The 14,360-nt window shown below is 70.7% G+C and carries 15 protein-coding genes and 1 tRNA gene; 12 read left to right on the top strand and 4 right to left on the bottom strand.

Features of this window, described 5'->3' with window-relative positions:
- Positions 1-16 precede the first annotated feature (16 nt).
- The 5 genes from AB0H81_RS13265 (at position 17) to AB0H81_RS13285 (ending at position 4,990) form a co-directional block, all read left to right on the top strand.
- Positions 17-391 carry a hypothetical protein gene (locus AB0H81_RS13265; protein WP_358373400.1) on the top strand — a complete coding sequence of 125 codons (375 nt, stop codon included), beginning with the start codon at positions 17-19 and terminating at the stop codon, positions 389-391.
- Positions 391-2,727 carry a DNA translocase FtsK gene (locus AB0H81_RS13270; protein WP_358373403.1) on the top strand — a complete coding sequence of 779 codons (2,337 nt, stop codon included), beginning with the start codon at positions 391-393 and terminating at the stop codon, positions 2,725-2,727. Before AB0H81_RS13265 ends, AB0H81_RS13270 begins: the two co-directional genes overlap by 1 nt.
- Positions 2,728-2,993: 266 nt before the next feature.
- A complete protein-coding gene (locus AB0H81_RS13275) occupies positions 2,994-3,248 on the top strand; it encodes a hypothetical protein (RefSeq protein WP_358373404.1) in 255 nt (84 codons plus the stop codon).
- A gap of 33 nt (positions 3,249-3,281) precedes the next feature.
- Positions 3,282-4,091 (top strand): hypothetical protein, encoded by an 810-nt coding sequence (locus tag AB0H81_RS13280; RefSeq protein ID WP_358373407.1) that lies wholly within the window; start codon positions 3,282-3,284, stop codon positions 4,089-4,091.
- The gene (locus tag AB0H81_RS13285; RefSeq protein ID WP_358373410.1) at positions 4,088-4,990 is read left to right on the top strand and encodes a bifunctional DNA primase/polymerase; all 903 of its coding nucleotides are present in this window, start codon (positions 4,088-4,090) and stop codon (positions 4,988-4,990) included. The genes AB0H81_RS13280 and AB0H81_RS13285 overlap by 4 nt, the downstream gene beginning before the upstream one ends.
- A gap of 20 nt (positions 4,991-5,010) precedes the next feature.
- Here AB0H81_RS13285 and AB0H81_RS13290 read toward each other — a convergent pair whose 3' ends face one another.
- On the bottom strand, positions 5,011-5,679 hold the full coding sequence (locus tag AB0H81_RS13290; RefSeq protein ID WP_358373413.1) for a hypothetical protein: 669 nt from the start codon (positions 5,677-5,679) through the stop codon (positions 5,011-5,013).
- Positions 5,680-5,779: 100 nt separating this feature from the next.
- On the opposite strand from AB0H81_RS13290, the gene AB0H81_RS13295 reads away from it, so the two are divergent.
- The 3 genes from AB0H81_RS13295 to AB0H81_RS13305 all read left to right on the top strand — a co-directional run bounded on the left by AB0H81_RS13295 (position 5,780) and on the right by AB0H81_RS13305 (position 8,742).
- A complete protein-coding gene (locus AB0H81_RS13295; RefSeq protein ID WP_358373416.1) occupies positions 5,780-6,967 on the top strand; it encodes a DUF3631 domain-containing protein in 1,188 nt (395 codons plus the stop codon).
- A 174-nt stretch (positions 6,968-7,141) separates the two neighbouring features.
- On the top strand, positions 7,142-7,333 hold the full coding sequence (locus AB0H81_RS13300; protein ID WP_358373418.1) for a helix-turn-helix domain-containing protein: 192 nt from the start codon (positions 7,142-7,144) through the stop codon (positions 7,331-7,333).
- On the top strand, positions 7,333-8,742 hold the full coding sequence (locus AB0H81_RS13305) for a tyrosine-type recombinase/integrase (protein WP_358373420.1): 1,410 nt from the start codon (positions 7,333-7,335) through the stop codon (positions 8,740-8,742). The genes AB0H81_RS13300 and AB0H81_RS13305 overlap by 1 nt, the downstream gene beginning before the upstream one ends.
- A gap of 142 nt (positions 8,743-8,884) precedes the next feature.
- Here AB0H81_RS13305 and AB0H81_RS13310 read toward each other — a convergent pair.
- Positions 8,885-8,958 (bottom strand) — tRNA-Ile (locus AB0H81_RS13310).
- 156 nt (positions 8,959-9,114) lie between these two features.
- Here AB0H81_RS13310 and AB0H81_RS13315 point away from each other — a divergent pair.
- Positions 9,115-9,726 (top strand): histidine phosphatase family protein, encoded by a 612-nt coding sequence (locus AB0H81_RS13315; RefSeq protein ID WP_358373422.1) that lies wholly within the window; start codon positions 9,115-9,117, stop codon positions 9,724-9,726.
- Positions 9,727-9,750: 24 nt separating this feature from the next.
- Here the strand turns inward: AB0H81_RS13315 and AB0H81_RS13320 are convergent, their stop codons facing one another.
- On the bottom strand, positions 9,751-10,683 hold the full coding sequence (locus AB0H81_RS13320; protein WP_358373424.1) for a LysR family transcriptional regulator: 933 nt from the start codon (positions 10,681-10,683) through the stop codon (positions 9,751-9,753).
- Positions 10,684-10,778: 95 nt separating this feature from the next.
- Here AB0H81_RS13320 and AB0H81_RS13325 point away from each other — a divergent pair, with 95 nt between their 5' ends.
- The 3 genes from AB0H81_RS13325 to AB0H81_RS13335 all read left to right on the top strand — a co-directional run bounded on the left by AB0H81_RS13325 (position 10,779) and on the right by AB0H81_RS13335 (position 12,149).
- Positions 10,779-11,006 carry a DUF6158 family protein gene (locus tag AB0H81_RS13325; RefSeq protein ID WP_358373427.1) on the top strand — a complete coding sequence of 76 codons (228 nt, stop codon included), beginning with the start codon at positions 10,779-10,781 and terminating at the stop codon, positions 11,004-11,006.
- On the top strand, positions 11,003-11,263 hold the full coding sequence (locus AB0H81_RS13330; protein ID WP_358373430.1) for a hypothetical protein: 261 nt from the start codon (positions 11,003-11,005) through the stop codon (positions 11,261-11,263). Before AB0H81_RS13325 ends, AB0H81_RS13330 begins: the two co-directional genes overlap by 4 nt.
- A 106-nt stretch (positions 11,264-11,369) precedes the next feature.
- Positions 11,370-12,149 carry a putative hydro-lyase gene (locus AB0H81_RS13335; RefSeq protein ID WP_358373433.1) on the top strand — a complete coding sequence of 260 codons (780 nt, stop codon included), beginning with the start codon at positions 11,370-11,372 and terminating at the stop codon, positions 12,147-12,149.
- Here AB0H81_RS13335 and AB0H81_RS13340 read toward each other — a convergent pair.
- Complete coding sequence (locus AB0H81_RS13340) at positions 12,134-14,353, bottom strand: excinuclease ABC subunit UvrA (RefSeq protein ID WP_358373434.1); 2,220 nt, start codon at positions 14,351-14,353, stop codon at positions 12,134-12,136. The genes AB0H81_RS13335 and AB0H81_RS13340 overlap by 16 nt on opposite strands.
- Between the last annotated feature and the right edge of the window lie 7 nt (positions 14,354-14,360).

The following is a 14,360-nucleotide window of genomic DNA, read 5'->3' on the forward strand; positions in this document are numbered from 1 at the left end:
GAAAGGAGGACCATCCATGGGCACTGGACAAGAACGGCTGGACGAGATCGCCGACATCGAGTTCCACGGCAAGGTGCCGGCCAAAATCGCCGAGTACACCGTCGCCACGCAGCGGTTCGCGCACGATCTGGCCCGCGAGCTGGATCAGGCCGAGTCCGCCGCAGAGTCGGCGATGGGCCAGTTGAAGGGGCACCCGCTGCTGATGGGTGTGGACATCCGCGCCCGCGCCTGGCGGGTGGCCCGCAACCTGCGCGAGGCCCGCGAGATCGCCCAGGGCATCTCGGCCGAGGCGATCAAGTTCAACCTGCAGTTCCGCCAGGAGTTCCTGGAAGCGATGACCGAGGCGCGCGCCACCAAGCGCAAGGAGTACAAGGGGAAGGTGGATCTGTGATGGCACGCAGCAAGGCGCCGTCCCTGCAGCTGGTGCAGGACGCGACCATGGACCGGCTGACCGCCTCGGCCGTCTCGAAGGTAGGGGTGCTGGTCCCGCCGTGGGCCATCCTCGGCGTCGAGGCCGCCGCTGGCGCGATCTCGCACGCGATGTGGGGCCAACAGCCGGCGGTGACGTGGGCCGCGGTCGGCTGCACCCTCGGCTCCACCGTCCTGACCGGCTTGACCTGGGCGGTCACGCACCAGCGCAGGTTGATCGGCCGCCTGCACGCCACGCTCACCACGGCGGCGGCGTCGGCGTGGTTCACCACCGCGACCATCACCGGCCTGGACGCCCCGGTCGTGAACGGTGCGCTGTTCTTCGGCGGCGCCACCCTGGCGATCTCGTGGAACATCCGCACCGTCATCCGCGCGGCCGGCGGCGAGGACGGCGAGCACGGCGGCGACGCGCTGGGATCGCTGTTCAACCGGGCGAAAGAGCAGGCCGGGCTGAAGGGCGCGCGGGTGCGCGCCCTTGAGGTCACCGACCACAAGGTCAAGGGGCAGATGCAGCTGCCGCCCGGGGAGAAGACCGCCGAGGACGCCATCAAGGCGACCGACCGGATCGAGTCGGGCATGCAGCTGCCGCCCGGCAGCGTCACTGTCGCTCGCGACGACGACCGCGCGGATCGGGCGCACATCACCGTGTCCGACCCGCGCGCCATCCGCCAGCCCATCGCCTGGCCCGGCCCGTCCCACCCCGGGGCCTCGGTCGACAAGCCGCTGCGGATCGGCGTCTACCAGGACGGCGACGAGGTGCAGTACCGCTTCGTCGGCCACCACCTGCAGATCATGGGCCGCACCGGCTCCGGTAAGAGCATCGGCGGGGCGTGGAACATCATCGGCGAGGTCATCACCCGCGCTGATGCGGCGGTGTTCTCCATCGACATCAGCAAGGACGACCAGACCATGGGGCCGCTGCGGGAGGGCCTGCACCGGTTCGAGACGAGCAAGGCGGGCGCGGTGGAGCTGATCCGCGCCCTGCACGCCGCGATCCCCGAGCGCACCAAGTGGCTGGCCGAGCACGGCTACAGCGATTGGGAGCCCGGCTGCGGGCTCACGTACTGGTATCTGCATATCGAGGAGATCGCCAAGCTCGTCAACGAGATCGGCGACGCCGACGAGGAACGCCTCGGCGAGATTCTCAAGGAGCTGCGCTCGGCCGGCGGCAGCGTCATCCTCTCTTTGCAGCGCGCCGACTACACCCAGATCCCGACCCTGTTCCGCTCCCAGATGGCCAAGATGTGCTTCGGCCTGTCCGACCCCGACGACGTCAAGTACGGCGTCTCAGCCCGCCAGCGCAAGGCCGACGTCGTCCCGCACGAGTGGGAAGACCACTACCCCGGCATGGCCTACCTGGACGCCAAGTCCATTCGCACCACCCACTACGCCATGCCGCTGCGCACCTTCTCCTGGGGCCGCAGCAGTGCCGAAGCGAGGGCCGCGATGGCCGCGCACGCCGCCGCCTACCCGGCCGCAGGCAAGCAGGTGGACCACTTCACCGCCACCCTCGCCCGGCCCGCCACCCCTCGCGCCCAGGACGGGGCAGGCACCGCGCTGGCCGGCGGTGCGGCGATCCCTCTGCCCGCCGCCTCTGCCGCCTCGGCGCCGGCGGAGCCGCACGACGAGCGGGAGGAGTTCGCGTCCGACTTCGCCGAGCTGCTGGGGGACGCGGCCGAGCTGGTCATCGCCACCCAGCACGCCTCGCCGTCGATGCTGCAGCGCAAGCTGCGCATCGCCTGGCAGGACTGCCTGCGCCTCCTGGAAGCCCTGCAGCGCAAGGACGTCGTCGGCCCGCCCGAGCCCGGCACCGGCACCCGGCCCGTGCTCATCGCGGCCGACGACCGCGCCGCCCCCGGTGTGATCGAGCACCTGCGCGCCACCGGCGACGTGGTCACCGAAACGCTGGTCCGCACCGACGATCCGGACCCGGCCCTGTCCGCAGGGGCGGACGACGCCGTCCACCAGCCCACCACCGAGGAGGCCGACGCCCTGCGCGCGCCCGGCCCGGCGGTCAAGATGCACCCCGCCGACGCCCGCAACCTCATCCACGCCTGGCTGCGCCGCCGCCACCACAGCGGCGCCGTCACCTTCACCGCCACCGACGACGACCTCACCCACGTCCGCCACCAGACCGGCAACGGCCGCGCCTGGATCTACAAGGTCCTCACCGACCTGACCGACCGCGGCGTCCTCACCCTCGCAAAGGAGGGCAGCACCCGCACCTACACCATCACCGACCTGAGCCCGCTCGACCGCGACGACCGGGACGAGCGCAACAGCGACCGTGCTGCATGACCGAGGCCCGGGGCGGGCCGTGACGACGGCCCCGCCCCAGCCCGTCGCGCGGCTGCGCGTGGGACGCCCGCACCACACGCGAATGATCTTGTCACGCGGCTGTCACGGGCGCTGTCACACCACCTGTCACAGGGCCGCTGTCACGGTGTCACGCCACCGCTGACCTGGGAAACCCATCCCCAGCCCCTTTCCGTGACACCCGAGCGTGTCACACCCCTTCACCCACCCGTGGCGATCTCGCCATGCCTGAAACCAGGAGACCCGCCTTGTCCAGCCCATCGATCTTCACCGTGCTCGCCATCATCGCCGTCTGCCTCGCCCTGCTGGCCTTACTGCTGGCGGTCCTGGTGGTGGCCTACCGGTACAGCTTGACCCGCCACCCCTACACCGACTGCCGCCGCTGCAAGGGCACCGGCCGGCGCCGCAGCCGCATCTTCGCCCACTCCGTCGGCTACTGCCCCGACTGCACCGGCTCCGGGCTCAAACCCCGCGCCGGCGTCCGCCTGTTCAACGTCCGCTAGCCCGGAAGGAACCGCATTGCAGAAGGAAGCGGCATGACCACGCACACGGCGCCTGTCTTCTACTTGGGTGCGCATCAACCGCACTGGCTGTGGAACGCAGACTTCCCGCTGTTCGTCAGCCACCGCCAACTGGCGCGCAAGGTCACCCTGCGCCCGGCTCGCGCCCGGTGGGCGCTCGACTCGGGGGGCTTCACCGAACTGTCCATGCACGGCCGGTGGATGACCACGCCCGAGGAGTACGCCGACGCCGTAGCCCGCTACGCCGACCAAATCGGCCAGTTGGACTTCGCCGCACCGCAGGACTGGATGTGCGAGCCGTTCATGGTCGAACGCACCGGCCTGAGCGTCCGCGAGCACCAGGAACGTACCGTCGCCAACTACCTGCACCTACGCCAAATCGCCCCGCAGTTGCCGTTCATGCCCGTGCTTCAGGGCTGGACCCTGGCCGACTACCTGACCTGCATGCGGCTGTACGACAGCGCGGGCGTGAACCTGGCGGCGCTGCCGCGAGTGGGGCTGGGGTCGGTCTGCCGGCGTCAATCCACCGCCGAAATCGCCACCATCGTCGCCGCCCTACACAGCGCAGGATTGAGCCTGCACGGCTTCGGCGTCAAGGCCGGCGGACTGCACCGTTACGGGCACCGCCTGGCCTCCGCCGACTCTATGGCCTGGAGCTATGCCGCCCGACGCCTGCCCGCGCTGCCCGGCTGCACCGGTCACAAGAACTGCGCCAACTGCCTGACCTACGCGACCCAGTGGCGCACCCGGCTGCTGACCCAACTGCACCAGCGTGGCCACCAGGGCGATCTGTTCGACCACGACACCGGAAGGACTGCCGCATGACCCAGCCCACCCTGCCCTACGCGCTCGCCGCCGCCCGTCGCGGCTGGGCGGTGTTTCCGGTCGCGGTTGGCGACAAGCCGCCGGTCAAGGGGTTCACCGACTGGGAGGCCAACGCCACGACTGATCCCGGCCTGATCCGCCGGTGGTGGTCGCGGGCGCCGTACAACATCGGCATTGCCTGTGGCCCGTCCGGTCTGGTGGTGGTGGACCTTGACACCCCCAAGAAGGAGGGGCTTCGCCCCCCGCCTGCTTGGGACCTACCGGGGGTGCAGGACGGGGCCGACGTACTGGCCGTCCTGTGCGAGCGCGCCGGCCAGCCGTTCCCGTTCGAGACGTTCCAGGTCCGCACCCGCCGAGGTGGCCTGCACCTTTACTTCACCGCCCCGGACGGCGCCCGGCTGTCCAACACCGAAGGGGACAAGGGCAACGGGCTGGGGTGGCTGATCGACACCCGCGCCCACGGCGGGTACGTGCTCGGACCGGGCAGCCACGTGGACCTGCCCGACGGCACCGGAACCTACGAGGTGCTCCACAACGCGCCCCCGGCCCCGCTGCCCCCCTTCCTGTCCAAGCAGCTTGTCGCCCCGCCCCAGGCGGCGGCCGGTCCCGTCCGCCTCGCGCTGCCCGCCGATCGACGTGGAGCCTTCCTGCGCGCCGCCATCACCGGCGAGCTGGCACGCGTCGCAGCCGCGCCCGTCGGCGAACGCAACCGCACCCTCTACCTGGCCGCCACGGCCCTGGGGCAACTCGTCGCAGGCGGCGCGCTCGATGAGGCCGACGTCACAACCTTGCTTGGACAGGAGGGGGTCGCCATCGGGCTGAGCGCTGCTGAAACGCGTCTCACCGTCGCGTCCGGACTCAAGAACGGCGCCCGCCGCCCCCGGAGCGTGGCCGCATGACAGGAGCTTCCATGTCCGCGCTACCGGGAACCAGCACGGAGATTCATACTCCACCGCCTACCGGCGCCAAGGCCATCCCGCTCCGACCAAATCCGTTCGCCGTTGACCAAGATGGTCAACCCGTACGCCCAGCGCAGCACGAGTTCCCCGACACCGAGTTGGCCCATGAGCCGCTTGGCTACCAGCAGATCACCATCGCCGTCCCGTGTTCCCTGAAAGGCTCCGAGCAAGGCGTTCACTCCGGGACAGGTCAAGATGATGCGTCGGCCGAACCCGTCCCAATCGACATGGGTGTAGTCCACGGCCTGCGCTATCCATCCCGTGTAAGTGCCCAGATTGGCGTCCCGACGTGGGGCCTTGAACTCGACGCCGAAGGCCACATCCGGATCTCGCCAGGACGAGGCATCACGAGGGCGCAGCATCGCGTCGATACGCAGCCGCGCACCGGAGCAATGCCTGCCGACAACCTCACGGCCGATCACAAACCATGGCTCAAGACGCTCCAGCACGCGCGCAGCCAATTCCTGTTCCGAAGTGAACCCGTCCAGCCGGTATTCGACTTTGTACGAACCAGGGGCGGCACCGCGCGGAAGCTCCGCGAACGGGTTCGGTTCCCCAGCAAGCGGACGAAACGCCGCCGGCTGACCATCAGCACCCTGCTGCCAACCACGCGGGACCTGATCGCTCACTCCGCCAGTCTGACCCGAAGCCTGATCTACGCACCAGTGCCAAGCGTCCCCGGACGGTGGCCGCGTGACTAGCCCAACGGATCCCACGGGAGCCCACACCATGAACCCATCCGCCACGCCCGCCGGCCACGGCGCGACCCTGCTGGACGCCCTACTCGCCGCACTCACCCGGTACGTGATCCTGCCCAGCCCGCAGGCCGCGTGGGCGGTCACGCTGTGGATCGCCGCCAGCCACGCCCAGCCCGCGTGGGCGCACGCGCCGCGCCTGGTGATCCGCGCCCCGGAGAAGCGGTGCGGCAAGTCCCGGTTGCTGGACGTGGTCGAGGCCACCTGTCACGAGCCGTTCATCACGGTCAACTCCACCCCGGCCGCGGTCTACCGCTCCATCACCGACGACCCGCCCACCATGCTCGTGGACGAAGCCGACACCATCTTCGGCCCCAAGGCCGACGGCAACGAGGACCTGCGCGGCCTGCTCAACGCCGGGCACCAGCGCAACCGGCCGGCCAAGCGCTATGACGCCAACAGCAACCGCGTGGAGTCCATCCCGACCTTCGCCATGGCCGCGCTCGCCGGGATCGGCGCCATGCCCGACACCATCGAAGACCGCGCCGTCGTCATTCGGATGCGCCGCCGCGGCCCCGGCGAAACCGTCGCCCCGTACCGGCACCGCCGCGACCGGCCGCCGCTGCGCCAGCTCGCCGCTGAACTGGCCGCCTGGCTGCGCGCGGACCTGGCTACCTTGGAACAGGCCGAACCCGCCATGCCGGTGGAAGACCGCGCCGCCGACACCTGGGAACCCCTCGTGGCGGTGGCCGACCACGCCGGCGGGCACTGGCCCGAACGCGCCCGCGTCGCGGTACTCGCGCTGGCCGCCGAAGCCGACGAATCCGCTCAGCCCTCCACCCGGGTTCGGCTGCTGGCCGACTGCCGCACCGCCTTCGCCACCGACACCGCCCTGCCTACCGCGGTGCTGCTGGAACGGCTCAAGGCCGACCCGGAAGCGCCCTGGGCCGATTACGGGCCGAACGGCCTGACCGCGATGAAGCTCGGCGCGATCCTTCGTGAGTACGACATCCGGTCGGCCAACATCCGCTTCCCCGACGGCGGCCAGTCCAAGGGCTACCAGCGGGCCGACTTCCTCGACGCCTGGACCCGTTATTGCCCGGCTGTCGAGCCCTCTCCGGAGGGCGATGTGCTGCCCTTCCCCAGGGGTAGCCGTCCCAGCCGTCCCAGCGTCATCAGTGCAGGTCAGGCTGGGACGGCTTCGATCCCTGGGACGGCTTGAGCCGTCCCAGCCAAGAAGCCGTCCCAGGCTTCACCTGCGGAAATGAGCCTGGGACGGCTGGGACGGCTACCCCCCTCACAACCCCTCACCACACCCCCGAAACACCCCCTCTCGCGCTCCCACACCGGAGCCCCTCCACACCCGTCCACGGAACCCGGAAGGACACGCCCGCCCATGGCCACCGCCACCGGCAAGCACCTCACCGTCGCCGAGTTCTGCACCGAACTCGGCATCGCCCGATCCACCTTCTACGACTGGCGCGCCAAAGGCCGCGCCCCCCGCTGCCTCAAGCTCCCCAACGGCGACCTACGCATCCGCCGCACCGACTACGACCGCTGGCTGAACAGCCTGGAGGACACCGCCTAATGAAGGACATCACCTATGACGTCCGCGTCTACAAGACCGAGGTCCGGAAAAACAAGGACGGCAAGGTCACCTCGTATCGGGTCCTGTGGCAGACCGCTGGCAAGCTGTGGAAGCGACCTTTCCAGAGGGAAGCGCAGGCCGACACCTACCGAAGCTCTCTGGTCATGGCCGCACGGAACGGAGAGGCGTTCAGCGTCCTAACCGGCGAACCTGTCTCCTGGGGCCGCGCGATCCGCGGGGAGATGAGCTGGTACGACTTCGCGTGCAAATTCGTGGACATGAAGTGGAAGGCCGCATCCGCGAAGTACCGGCAGGACATCGCACGAGCGCTGACCGCCGCCACCCCTGCCATGCTCGCCGGCGAGCGTGGCAGGCCGAGCGATCTCGAACTGAGAACGGCCATGCGCCGCTGGGCTTTCAACACCAAGCAGCGCGCCTGCGCACCTGAAGGCACCGCTGCTGTACTCGGCTGGCTCGCGGAAAACACCAGCCCTGTATCCGCGCTTGCGGACCCGGAGACAGTGCGATCCATGCTCGACATGGCAACCTCACGGTTGGACGGCAAGCGCGCCGCCGCGAGTACGGTGCTTCGGAACAAGACCATCCTGCAGAACGCCCTCGACTACGCCGTGGAGCTGAAGCTCCTGGAGGCGAATCCCATCCGGGGCCTGAAGTGGAAGCTGCCGAGGACGACACACGAAGTGGACCGTCGTAGCGTCGTGAATCACGCGCAAGTACGGGCATTGCTGGACGCCGTGGGGAAGCAGCCACGGAGTGGCCCCCGGCTGGTGGCGTTCTTCGCGGTCATGTACTACGCCGCGCTTCGCCCGGAAGAGGCCGTGAATCTCCGTGGGTACAACGTCACCCTTCCTGATCTGGTCAGAAACGCGGAGACCGGCGAGCTGGAAGAGCCGGTGGACGACTGGGGAGAACTCCACTTCGCCGTCGCGGCTCCGTTCGCCGGCCGCGAGTGGACTGATGACGGCATGCCGCGAGAGGAACGATCCCTCAAGCACCGTCCGGACGGGCATGCCCGCGTAGTGCCTTGCCCGCCTGCACTGACGCGGATTCTCCGTGCCCACATCGCGACGTTCGGCACCGGCCCGGACGGACGGCTGTTCTGGGGGGAACAGGGTGGGGAACTGCCGAACATCACGTACATGCGCGCCTGGAAGAAGGCTCGCAAGGCTGTCTTCACCGAACAGGAGTACGTCTCCCCGCTGGCCAAGCGCGTCTACGACCTTCGGCACGCCTGCGTCTCCACGTGGCTCAACGCAGGCGTGCCGGCCACCCAGGTCGCCGAGTGGGCGGGCCACAGCGTCGATGTGCTCCTGCGCATCTACGCGAAGTGCATCGTGGGTCAGGACGAAGCCGCCAAGCGACGCATCTCCGAAGCCCTGGAGGACTGACGGCGAGCCTGATCCCGCGGGAAAGCATTGGGAAGGGCCAACCGTAAGCGCCCGTCGAACGCCGTAGACAGCCGGACACGACGAACCCCCGCCCTGGCGCAACAGCGCAGGTCAGGCGGGGGTTCTGGCAGGTTAAGGGAAGTAGGGCGGGTGGGACTTGAACCCACGACCCACGGATTATGAGTCCGATGCTCTGACCGGCTGAGCTACCGCCCCTGGATTCAGTTGTCCGCCGCCCCCGTACCCCGGGGCGCAGGCTAAGGGTAGAGCATAGGCCCGTCGCGCCGAGGGATGGTTCGCTGCGAGCACATCATTCCACGCTCCCGCCGGTTGATCGAGTGGGTCACGGGTTCCCATGGGTAGCGTCTGGGGATGGGCGTGAGACTGGTCTACGAGACGCACTCCGTCACCGTGGACAACGAGATCGGCATCGCCACCGGCATCCTGCCCGGCGCGTTGTCGCAGCGGGGGCGGGAGTTGGCCGTCGAGCTCGGGGTCCGGCGCCGGGACGTGGACGTGGTCTACTGTTCCGACCTGCGGCGGGCGGTGGAGACCGTGGAGATCGCCTTTCCGTCCCGCGAGAGTGAAGCCCGCGAGAGTGAGGCCCGCGACGGGGAGGCCAGGGGCAGGGGGACCCGCGACAGGCGCGGCAAGGAGGTCCGGGTCGACGTGCGGTTGCGGGAGTGCGACTACGGGATCTACAACGGGCGGCCCGTGAGCGAGGTGGCGGCCCTGCGGCGCCGGTACATCGACGCCCCCTGGCCCGGTGGGCAGAGCTACCGGGACGTGGTGGCCGCGACCGCCTCCTTCCTGGAGGACTGCATGAAGGAGTGGCAGGGGCGTACGGTGCTCGTCGTCGCGCACTCCGCCAACCGGTGGGCTCTGCAGAACCTGCTGGAGGGCGTGCCGCTGGAGGAGTTGGTGGGCGCGCCGTTCGAGTGGCGGCCCGGGTGGGAGTTCATGGTGGCGACCTGGCCCGTGTGAGCCGACGGGTCGCGATCTAGGAAGTCACGGGGCGGTGCCGAAGGACGGGTTGCGGACGAGCCAGTCGCTGTACACGGGGTTCCGGTGTACCGAGTCCAGGTGGGCCTGCTTGGCGTGGGACAGGACCCAGGTGGCGTCCGGCGCGGAGGGGTGGCGGCCGAGGAGCTGGCGCCAGCGTAACGGCGCCCCCGCCAGTGGCACCATGACCAGCTCCGGCTCCGGCACGTGCGTGGCCTGGCAGAGCGCCACCGCCCGGCCGACCTGGGCGAGGTGCGCGCAGGTGGTCACGTCGGTCTCGTAGATCGTGCCGGGCGTGAACCCGGCGCGGGCGCACGCCATCGCGAAGCAGTCGGCGAAGCAGGCGTCGCCCGGCGTGACGGCCCACTGCTCGTCCGCCAGGTCCGCCAGCTCCACCTCCTTCTCCCCGGCCGCCGGGTGCCGCTCTGAGACGAGCACGAAGATGGGGTCCAGGCTGATCGAGTCCCACAGCAGCGCGCCGGCGGGGGCGCCGCTGTCGCCGCAGGCGCCGACGAGCGCGTAGTCCAGGCGTCCCAGCTCCACCATCGAGGCCAGCTCGCGGGCCGACCAGCTCGTGTACGTGCTGACCGTGTGTTCGGCCGCCAGCCGGTCGACGAGGCCGCCGAGCACGGGCCCGTACGTGGCGCCGATGCGGAACCCGGGGGAGGGGCGGGTGACGAAGCGGGCCGCCTCGTCCTGGAGTTCCTGGGCGGCCGGGAGGAGGACACGGGCCCGGGCGAGCACCAGCTCGCCGAGGCGGGTGGGCCGGGCCCCGAGCCTGTCGCGTTCGAACAGGCTGCCGCCGAGCGCTCTCTCGATGCGTTTGAGTTGGGCGGACAGGGCCGGCTGCGCCAGGCCCAGCGTGGACGCGGCCTTGCTCACGCTTCCCGCGTCGGCGACCGCCCGGACGATCCTGAGGTGCCGGAGCTCAAGGTCCATAACGGGAAGGTAAGGCTCACTTCTGTTCCCGGCAATCCCATGTGTCAGGAAATGTGACAGATATTGTCGAGGTCATTCCGGGTAGGGGGCACCCCATGACGACCATGGGAATCGACCCCAGAGAACTGAGTGACGACGATCTGCTGCGTGAGCTGCGGCAACTGCACGCCACCCGAACCGACGCCTTCTTGCACGGCTCCGACGACGCGCTCGCCCGCCACACCTCGCGGACGAACGAGCTGGAGAGCGAGTACCTGCGCCGCTACCCCGAGCGGGACGTGGACCCGGAGCGGCTGAGGGAGGGAGCGAGGGCACGCTCATGACCCACCACGAAGACGAGGACGCGCGGGCCCATGACGTGCAGGCGCTGTCGGACGTGGACGTGCATGTCTACGAGGCCGTCGCCGCGCAGGCGCAGGGCGGCGGCAGCGTGGACGTCGGCGCGCTGTGCCGCGCCACAGGTCTGGAGGAGGACGGGGTGCGGCGCAGCCTGGCGACCCTCGTCGCCCACGGGTACGTGGTGCCCCAGGGGGACGACGGCATGAGCCTCGGCCCGCACACCTTCTCGGTGGAGCGCTGAGGGAGCTTCGTAGAACGCACACCTTCTCGGTGGAGGAGGGAGCTTCGTAGAACGCACACCTTCTCGGTGGAGCGCTGAGCGGCACCCTCGGGCGTACTGTCGAAGCGTGGATGTCGCAGACCTGACGCCCGCGCAGGCGCGCGAGCGGTTCCGCGCGGGCGAGCGGTCGCCCACCGCGGGCTGGTGCAGGGGCTGGACGCAGGCCAACCTGATCGCCGTGCCCCGGCCGCTCGGCTATGAGCTGCTGCTGTTCGCCCATCGCAACGCGCGGGCGTGCCCGGTCCTCGACGTGGGGGAGCCGGGTGCGTACTCCACGGCGCTGTTCCGCGGCGACCTGCGCACCGACCTGCCGGGCTACCGCGTCTACCGGGACGGGCGGCCGGTCGCCGACGCCGGCGACGTGGTGGCGTGGTGGCGGGACGACCTGGTGCCGTTCCTCATCGGCTGCAGCTTCACCTTCGAGGGCGCGCTGCTCGCGGCGGGCGTGCCGGTGCGGCACCTGGAGCTGGGGACGAACGTGCCGATGTACCGCACGAGCGTCCCGTGCGAGCCGACGGCGACGTTGTCGGGGCCGCTCGTGGTGTCGATGCGGCCGGTGCCCGCGGAGCTGGTGGCCACCGCGATCGAGGTGAGCGGCCGGTACCCGAGGGTGCACGGCGCGCCGGTCCACGTGGGCGATCCGGCGGTGATCGGCGTCGCGGACCTCGCCCGCCCGGACTTCGGCGATCCGGTCGAGGTGCGGCCGGGCGAGGTGCCGCTGTTCTGGGCGTGCGGGGTGACGCCGCAGGCGGCGATCATGGCCAGCGGGGTGGAGTTCGCGATCGGCCACCTGCCGGGCCACATGGCCATCATGGACGCGCGGGACGACGACTACCGCGTGGCCTGAGGGCCGCCGAGTGACCTGGCGAGGTACGCCGCCGTGGCGGTGGAGGCCCGGCTCAGCTCGGGCGGGGTGCCCTCGAACACCACCTCACCCCCGTGCCGGCCGGCCTCCGGCCCCAGGTCGATCACCCAGTCGGCGTGCTTGACCACTTCCAGGTCGTGCTCGACCACGACGACCGTGTTCCCGGCGTCGACCAGCCGGTCGAGCAGGGCGAGCAGCGTGCCGACGTCGGCCATGTGCAGGCCGGTGGTCGGCTCGTCGAAGACGTAGACGTTGCCCTCCTCCCGCAGCCGGTGCGCCAGCTTGAGCCGCTGGCGCTCTCCGCCCGACAGGGTGGTGAGCGCGCGCCCCAGCGTCAGGTGGCCGAGCCCGAGGTCCGCCAGCCGCGCCGGTCCCGGCAGGTCGTAGGCGCGGGCCGCCTCGTCGGCCGTCAGCGCCAGCACCTCGGCGATGGTCCGCCCGCCTACCCGGTACGACAGCGTCTCCGGCCGGAAGCGGGTGCCCTCGCACGCGTCGCAGACGCGGGTGACCGGGTCCATGAACGCCAGGTCCGTGGTGATCTCGCCGCGTCCCCCGCAGGCCGGGCAGGCGCCCTCCGAGTTGGCGCTGAACAGCGCCGCCCGCACGCCGTGGGCGCGGGCGAACATCCGGCGCAGCGGGTCCATCGCGCTCAGGTACGTCGCCACGGTCGAGCGCGGCGAGGCGGGGATGGCCGACTGGTCGACGAGGATCACGCCGGGGTGGCGGGCGGCGAGCTCGACCGTGGCCAGCGTGCTCTTGCCCGACCCCGCCACGCCGGTGACCGCAGTGAGCACGCCCAGGGGCACGCGGACCGTCACGTCCCTGAGGTTGTGCGTACGGGCGCCGGCGACGGTCAGCCAGCCGGCCGGCGTGCGGTGGGAGTCCTTGAACCCGCTCGCCCGGTCCAGCATGCGGCCGGTCAGCGTACTGCTCGCGCGCAGCCCGGCGACCGTCCCCTCGTACACGACCCGGCCGCCGTCGGCGCCGGCGCCCGGCCCCAGGTCCACGACGTGGTCGGCGAGCTCGATCAGGTCGCGGTCGTGCTCGACGACCAGCACGGTGTTGCCCTTGTCGCGCAGTTCCAGCAGCAGGTCGCCGAGCAGGTGCACGTCGCGTGGGTGCAGGCCGGCGCTGGGCTCGTCGAACACGTACGTCAGGCCGGTCAGGCTGCTGCCGAGGTGGCGTACGGTCTTCAGGCGCTGCGCCTCGCCGCCCGACAACGTGGGGGTCTCGCGGTCGAGCGTCAGGTAGCCGAGGCCGATCGCCTCGATGCGGCGCAGCGCCTCGACCGCCTCGCCGGCGACCGGGTCGTCCAGCTCCTCCAGCACGCCGATCAGGTCGGCGACCTCCAGGGCGCACAGGTCGGCGAGGTTGCGCCCGCCGATGCGTGAGGCGAGCGCCGCCGCGTTGAGCCGCGCGCCCCGGCACGCGGGGCAGCGTCCCTCGCGGACCACGCGGCGCGCCGTCTCGTCGAGGGCGTCGACGGCGCGGTTGAGGTGCAGCCGGTTGAAGCGGGTGACGACGCCCTCGTAGGTGTTCTCGTAGCCGCCGCCGCGCTCGACCTTGAAGCCGCCGCCGTACAGCAGCAGGTCGAGCTCGTCGCCGGTGAAGTCGCGCAGCGGCTTCGCGGGGTCGAACAGGCCGCTCGCCGCGTAGAGCTTCCAGGCGTACGAGCCGACGGGGTGGATGCGGATGGCGCCCTCCTCCAGCGACAGGTCGCGGTCCAGCAGCAGGTCGAGATCCACCTCCATGGTCCGGCCGATGCCGTGGCACTCGGGGCACATGCCCTGTGGGTCGTTGAAGGAGTACGCGGTGGCCGGGCCCGCCGACGGCTCGCCCCGGCGTGAGAACAGCACCCGCAGCATGGGGTGGATCTCGGTCATCGTGCCGACCGTGGAGCGCGCGTTGCCCCCGACCGGCTTCTGGTCCACCACGACGGCGGCCGTCAGCCCGGCCAGCCGCTCGGCGCGCGGGCGTTCGAAGGAGGGCAGCCGGTTGCGGACGAACGCGCTGAACGTGGCGTTGAGCTGGCGCCGCGACTCGGCCGCGATCGTCTCGAACACGATCGACGACTTGCCCGACCCCGACACACCCGTGAACACCGTGAGCCGCTCCTTGGGCAGCCGCAGCGATACGTCCTTGAGGTTGTTCTGGCGCAGTCCGGTGAGCACGATGTGACGCGACATGCGATCC

It is taken from the genome of Nonomuraea sp. NPDC050691, assembly GCF_040654455.1.
Classification (GTDB): Bacteria; Actinomycetota; Actinomycetes; order Streptosporangiales; family Streptosporangiaceae; genus Nonomuraea.

Bases quoted from the DNA above. Each gene is read 5' to 3' on its own strand.
- AB0H81_RS13265 (WP_358373400.1), top strand. From the start codon at position 17: ATGGGCACTGGACAAGAACGGCTGGACGAGATCGCCGACATCGAGTTC.
- AB0H81_RS13270 (WP_358373403.1), top strand. From the start codon at position 391: ATGGCACGCAGCAAGGCGCCGTCCCTGCAGCTGGTGCAGGACGCGACC.
- AB0H81_RS13280 (WP_358373407.1), top strand. From the start codon at position 3,282: ATGACCACGCACACGGCGCCTGTCTTCTACTTGGGTGCGCATCAACCG.
- AB0H81_RS13285 (WP_358373410.1), top strand. From the start codon at position 4,088: ATGACCCAGCCCACCCTGCCCTACGCGCTCGCCGCCGCCCGTCGCGGC.
- AB0H81_RS13295 (WP_358373416.1), top strand. From the start codon at position 5,780: ATGAACCCATCCGCCACGCCCGCCGGCCACGGCGCGACCCTGCTGGAC.
- AB0H81_RS13300 (WP_358373418.1), top strand. From the start codon at position 7,142: ATGGCCACCGCCACCGGCAAGCACCTCACCGTCGCCGAGTTCTGCACC.
- AB0H81_RS13305 (WP_358373420.1), top strand. From the start codon at position 7,333: ATGAAGGACATCACCTATGACGTCCGCGTCTACAAGACCGAGGTCCGG.
- AB0H81_RS13315 (WP_358373422.1), top strand. From the start codon at position 9,115: ATGGGCGTGAGACTGGTCTACGAGACGCACTCCGTCACCGTGGACAAC.
- AB0H81_RS13320 (WP_358373424.1), bottom strand. From the start codon at position 10,683: ATGGACCTTGAGCTCCGGCACCTCAGGATCGTCCGGGCGGTCGCCGAC.
- AB0H81_RS13325 (WP_358373427.1), top strand. From the start codon at position 10,779: ATGACGACCATGGGAATCGACCCCAGAGAACTGAGTGACGACGATCTG.
- AB0H81_RS13330 (WP_358373430.1), top strand. From the start codon at position 11,003: ATGACCCACCACGAAGACGAGGACGCGCGGGCCCATGACGTGCAGGCG.
- AB0H81_RS13340 (WP_358373434.1), bottom strand. From the start codon at position 14,353: ATGTCGCGTCACATCGTGCTCACCGGACTGCGCCAGAACAACCTCAAG.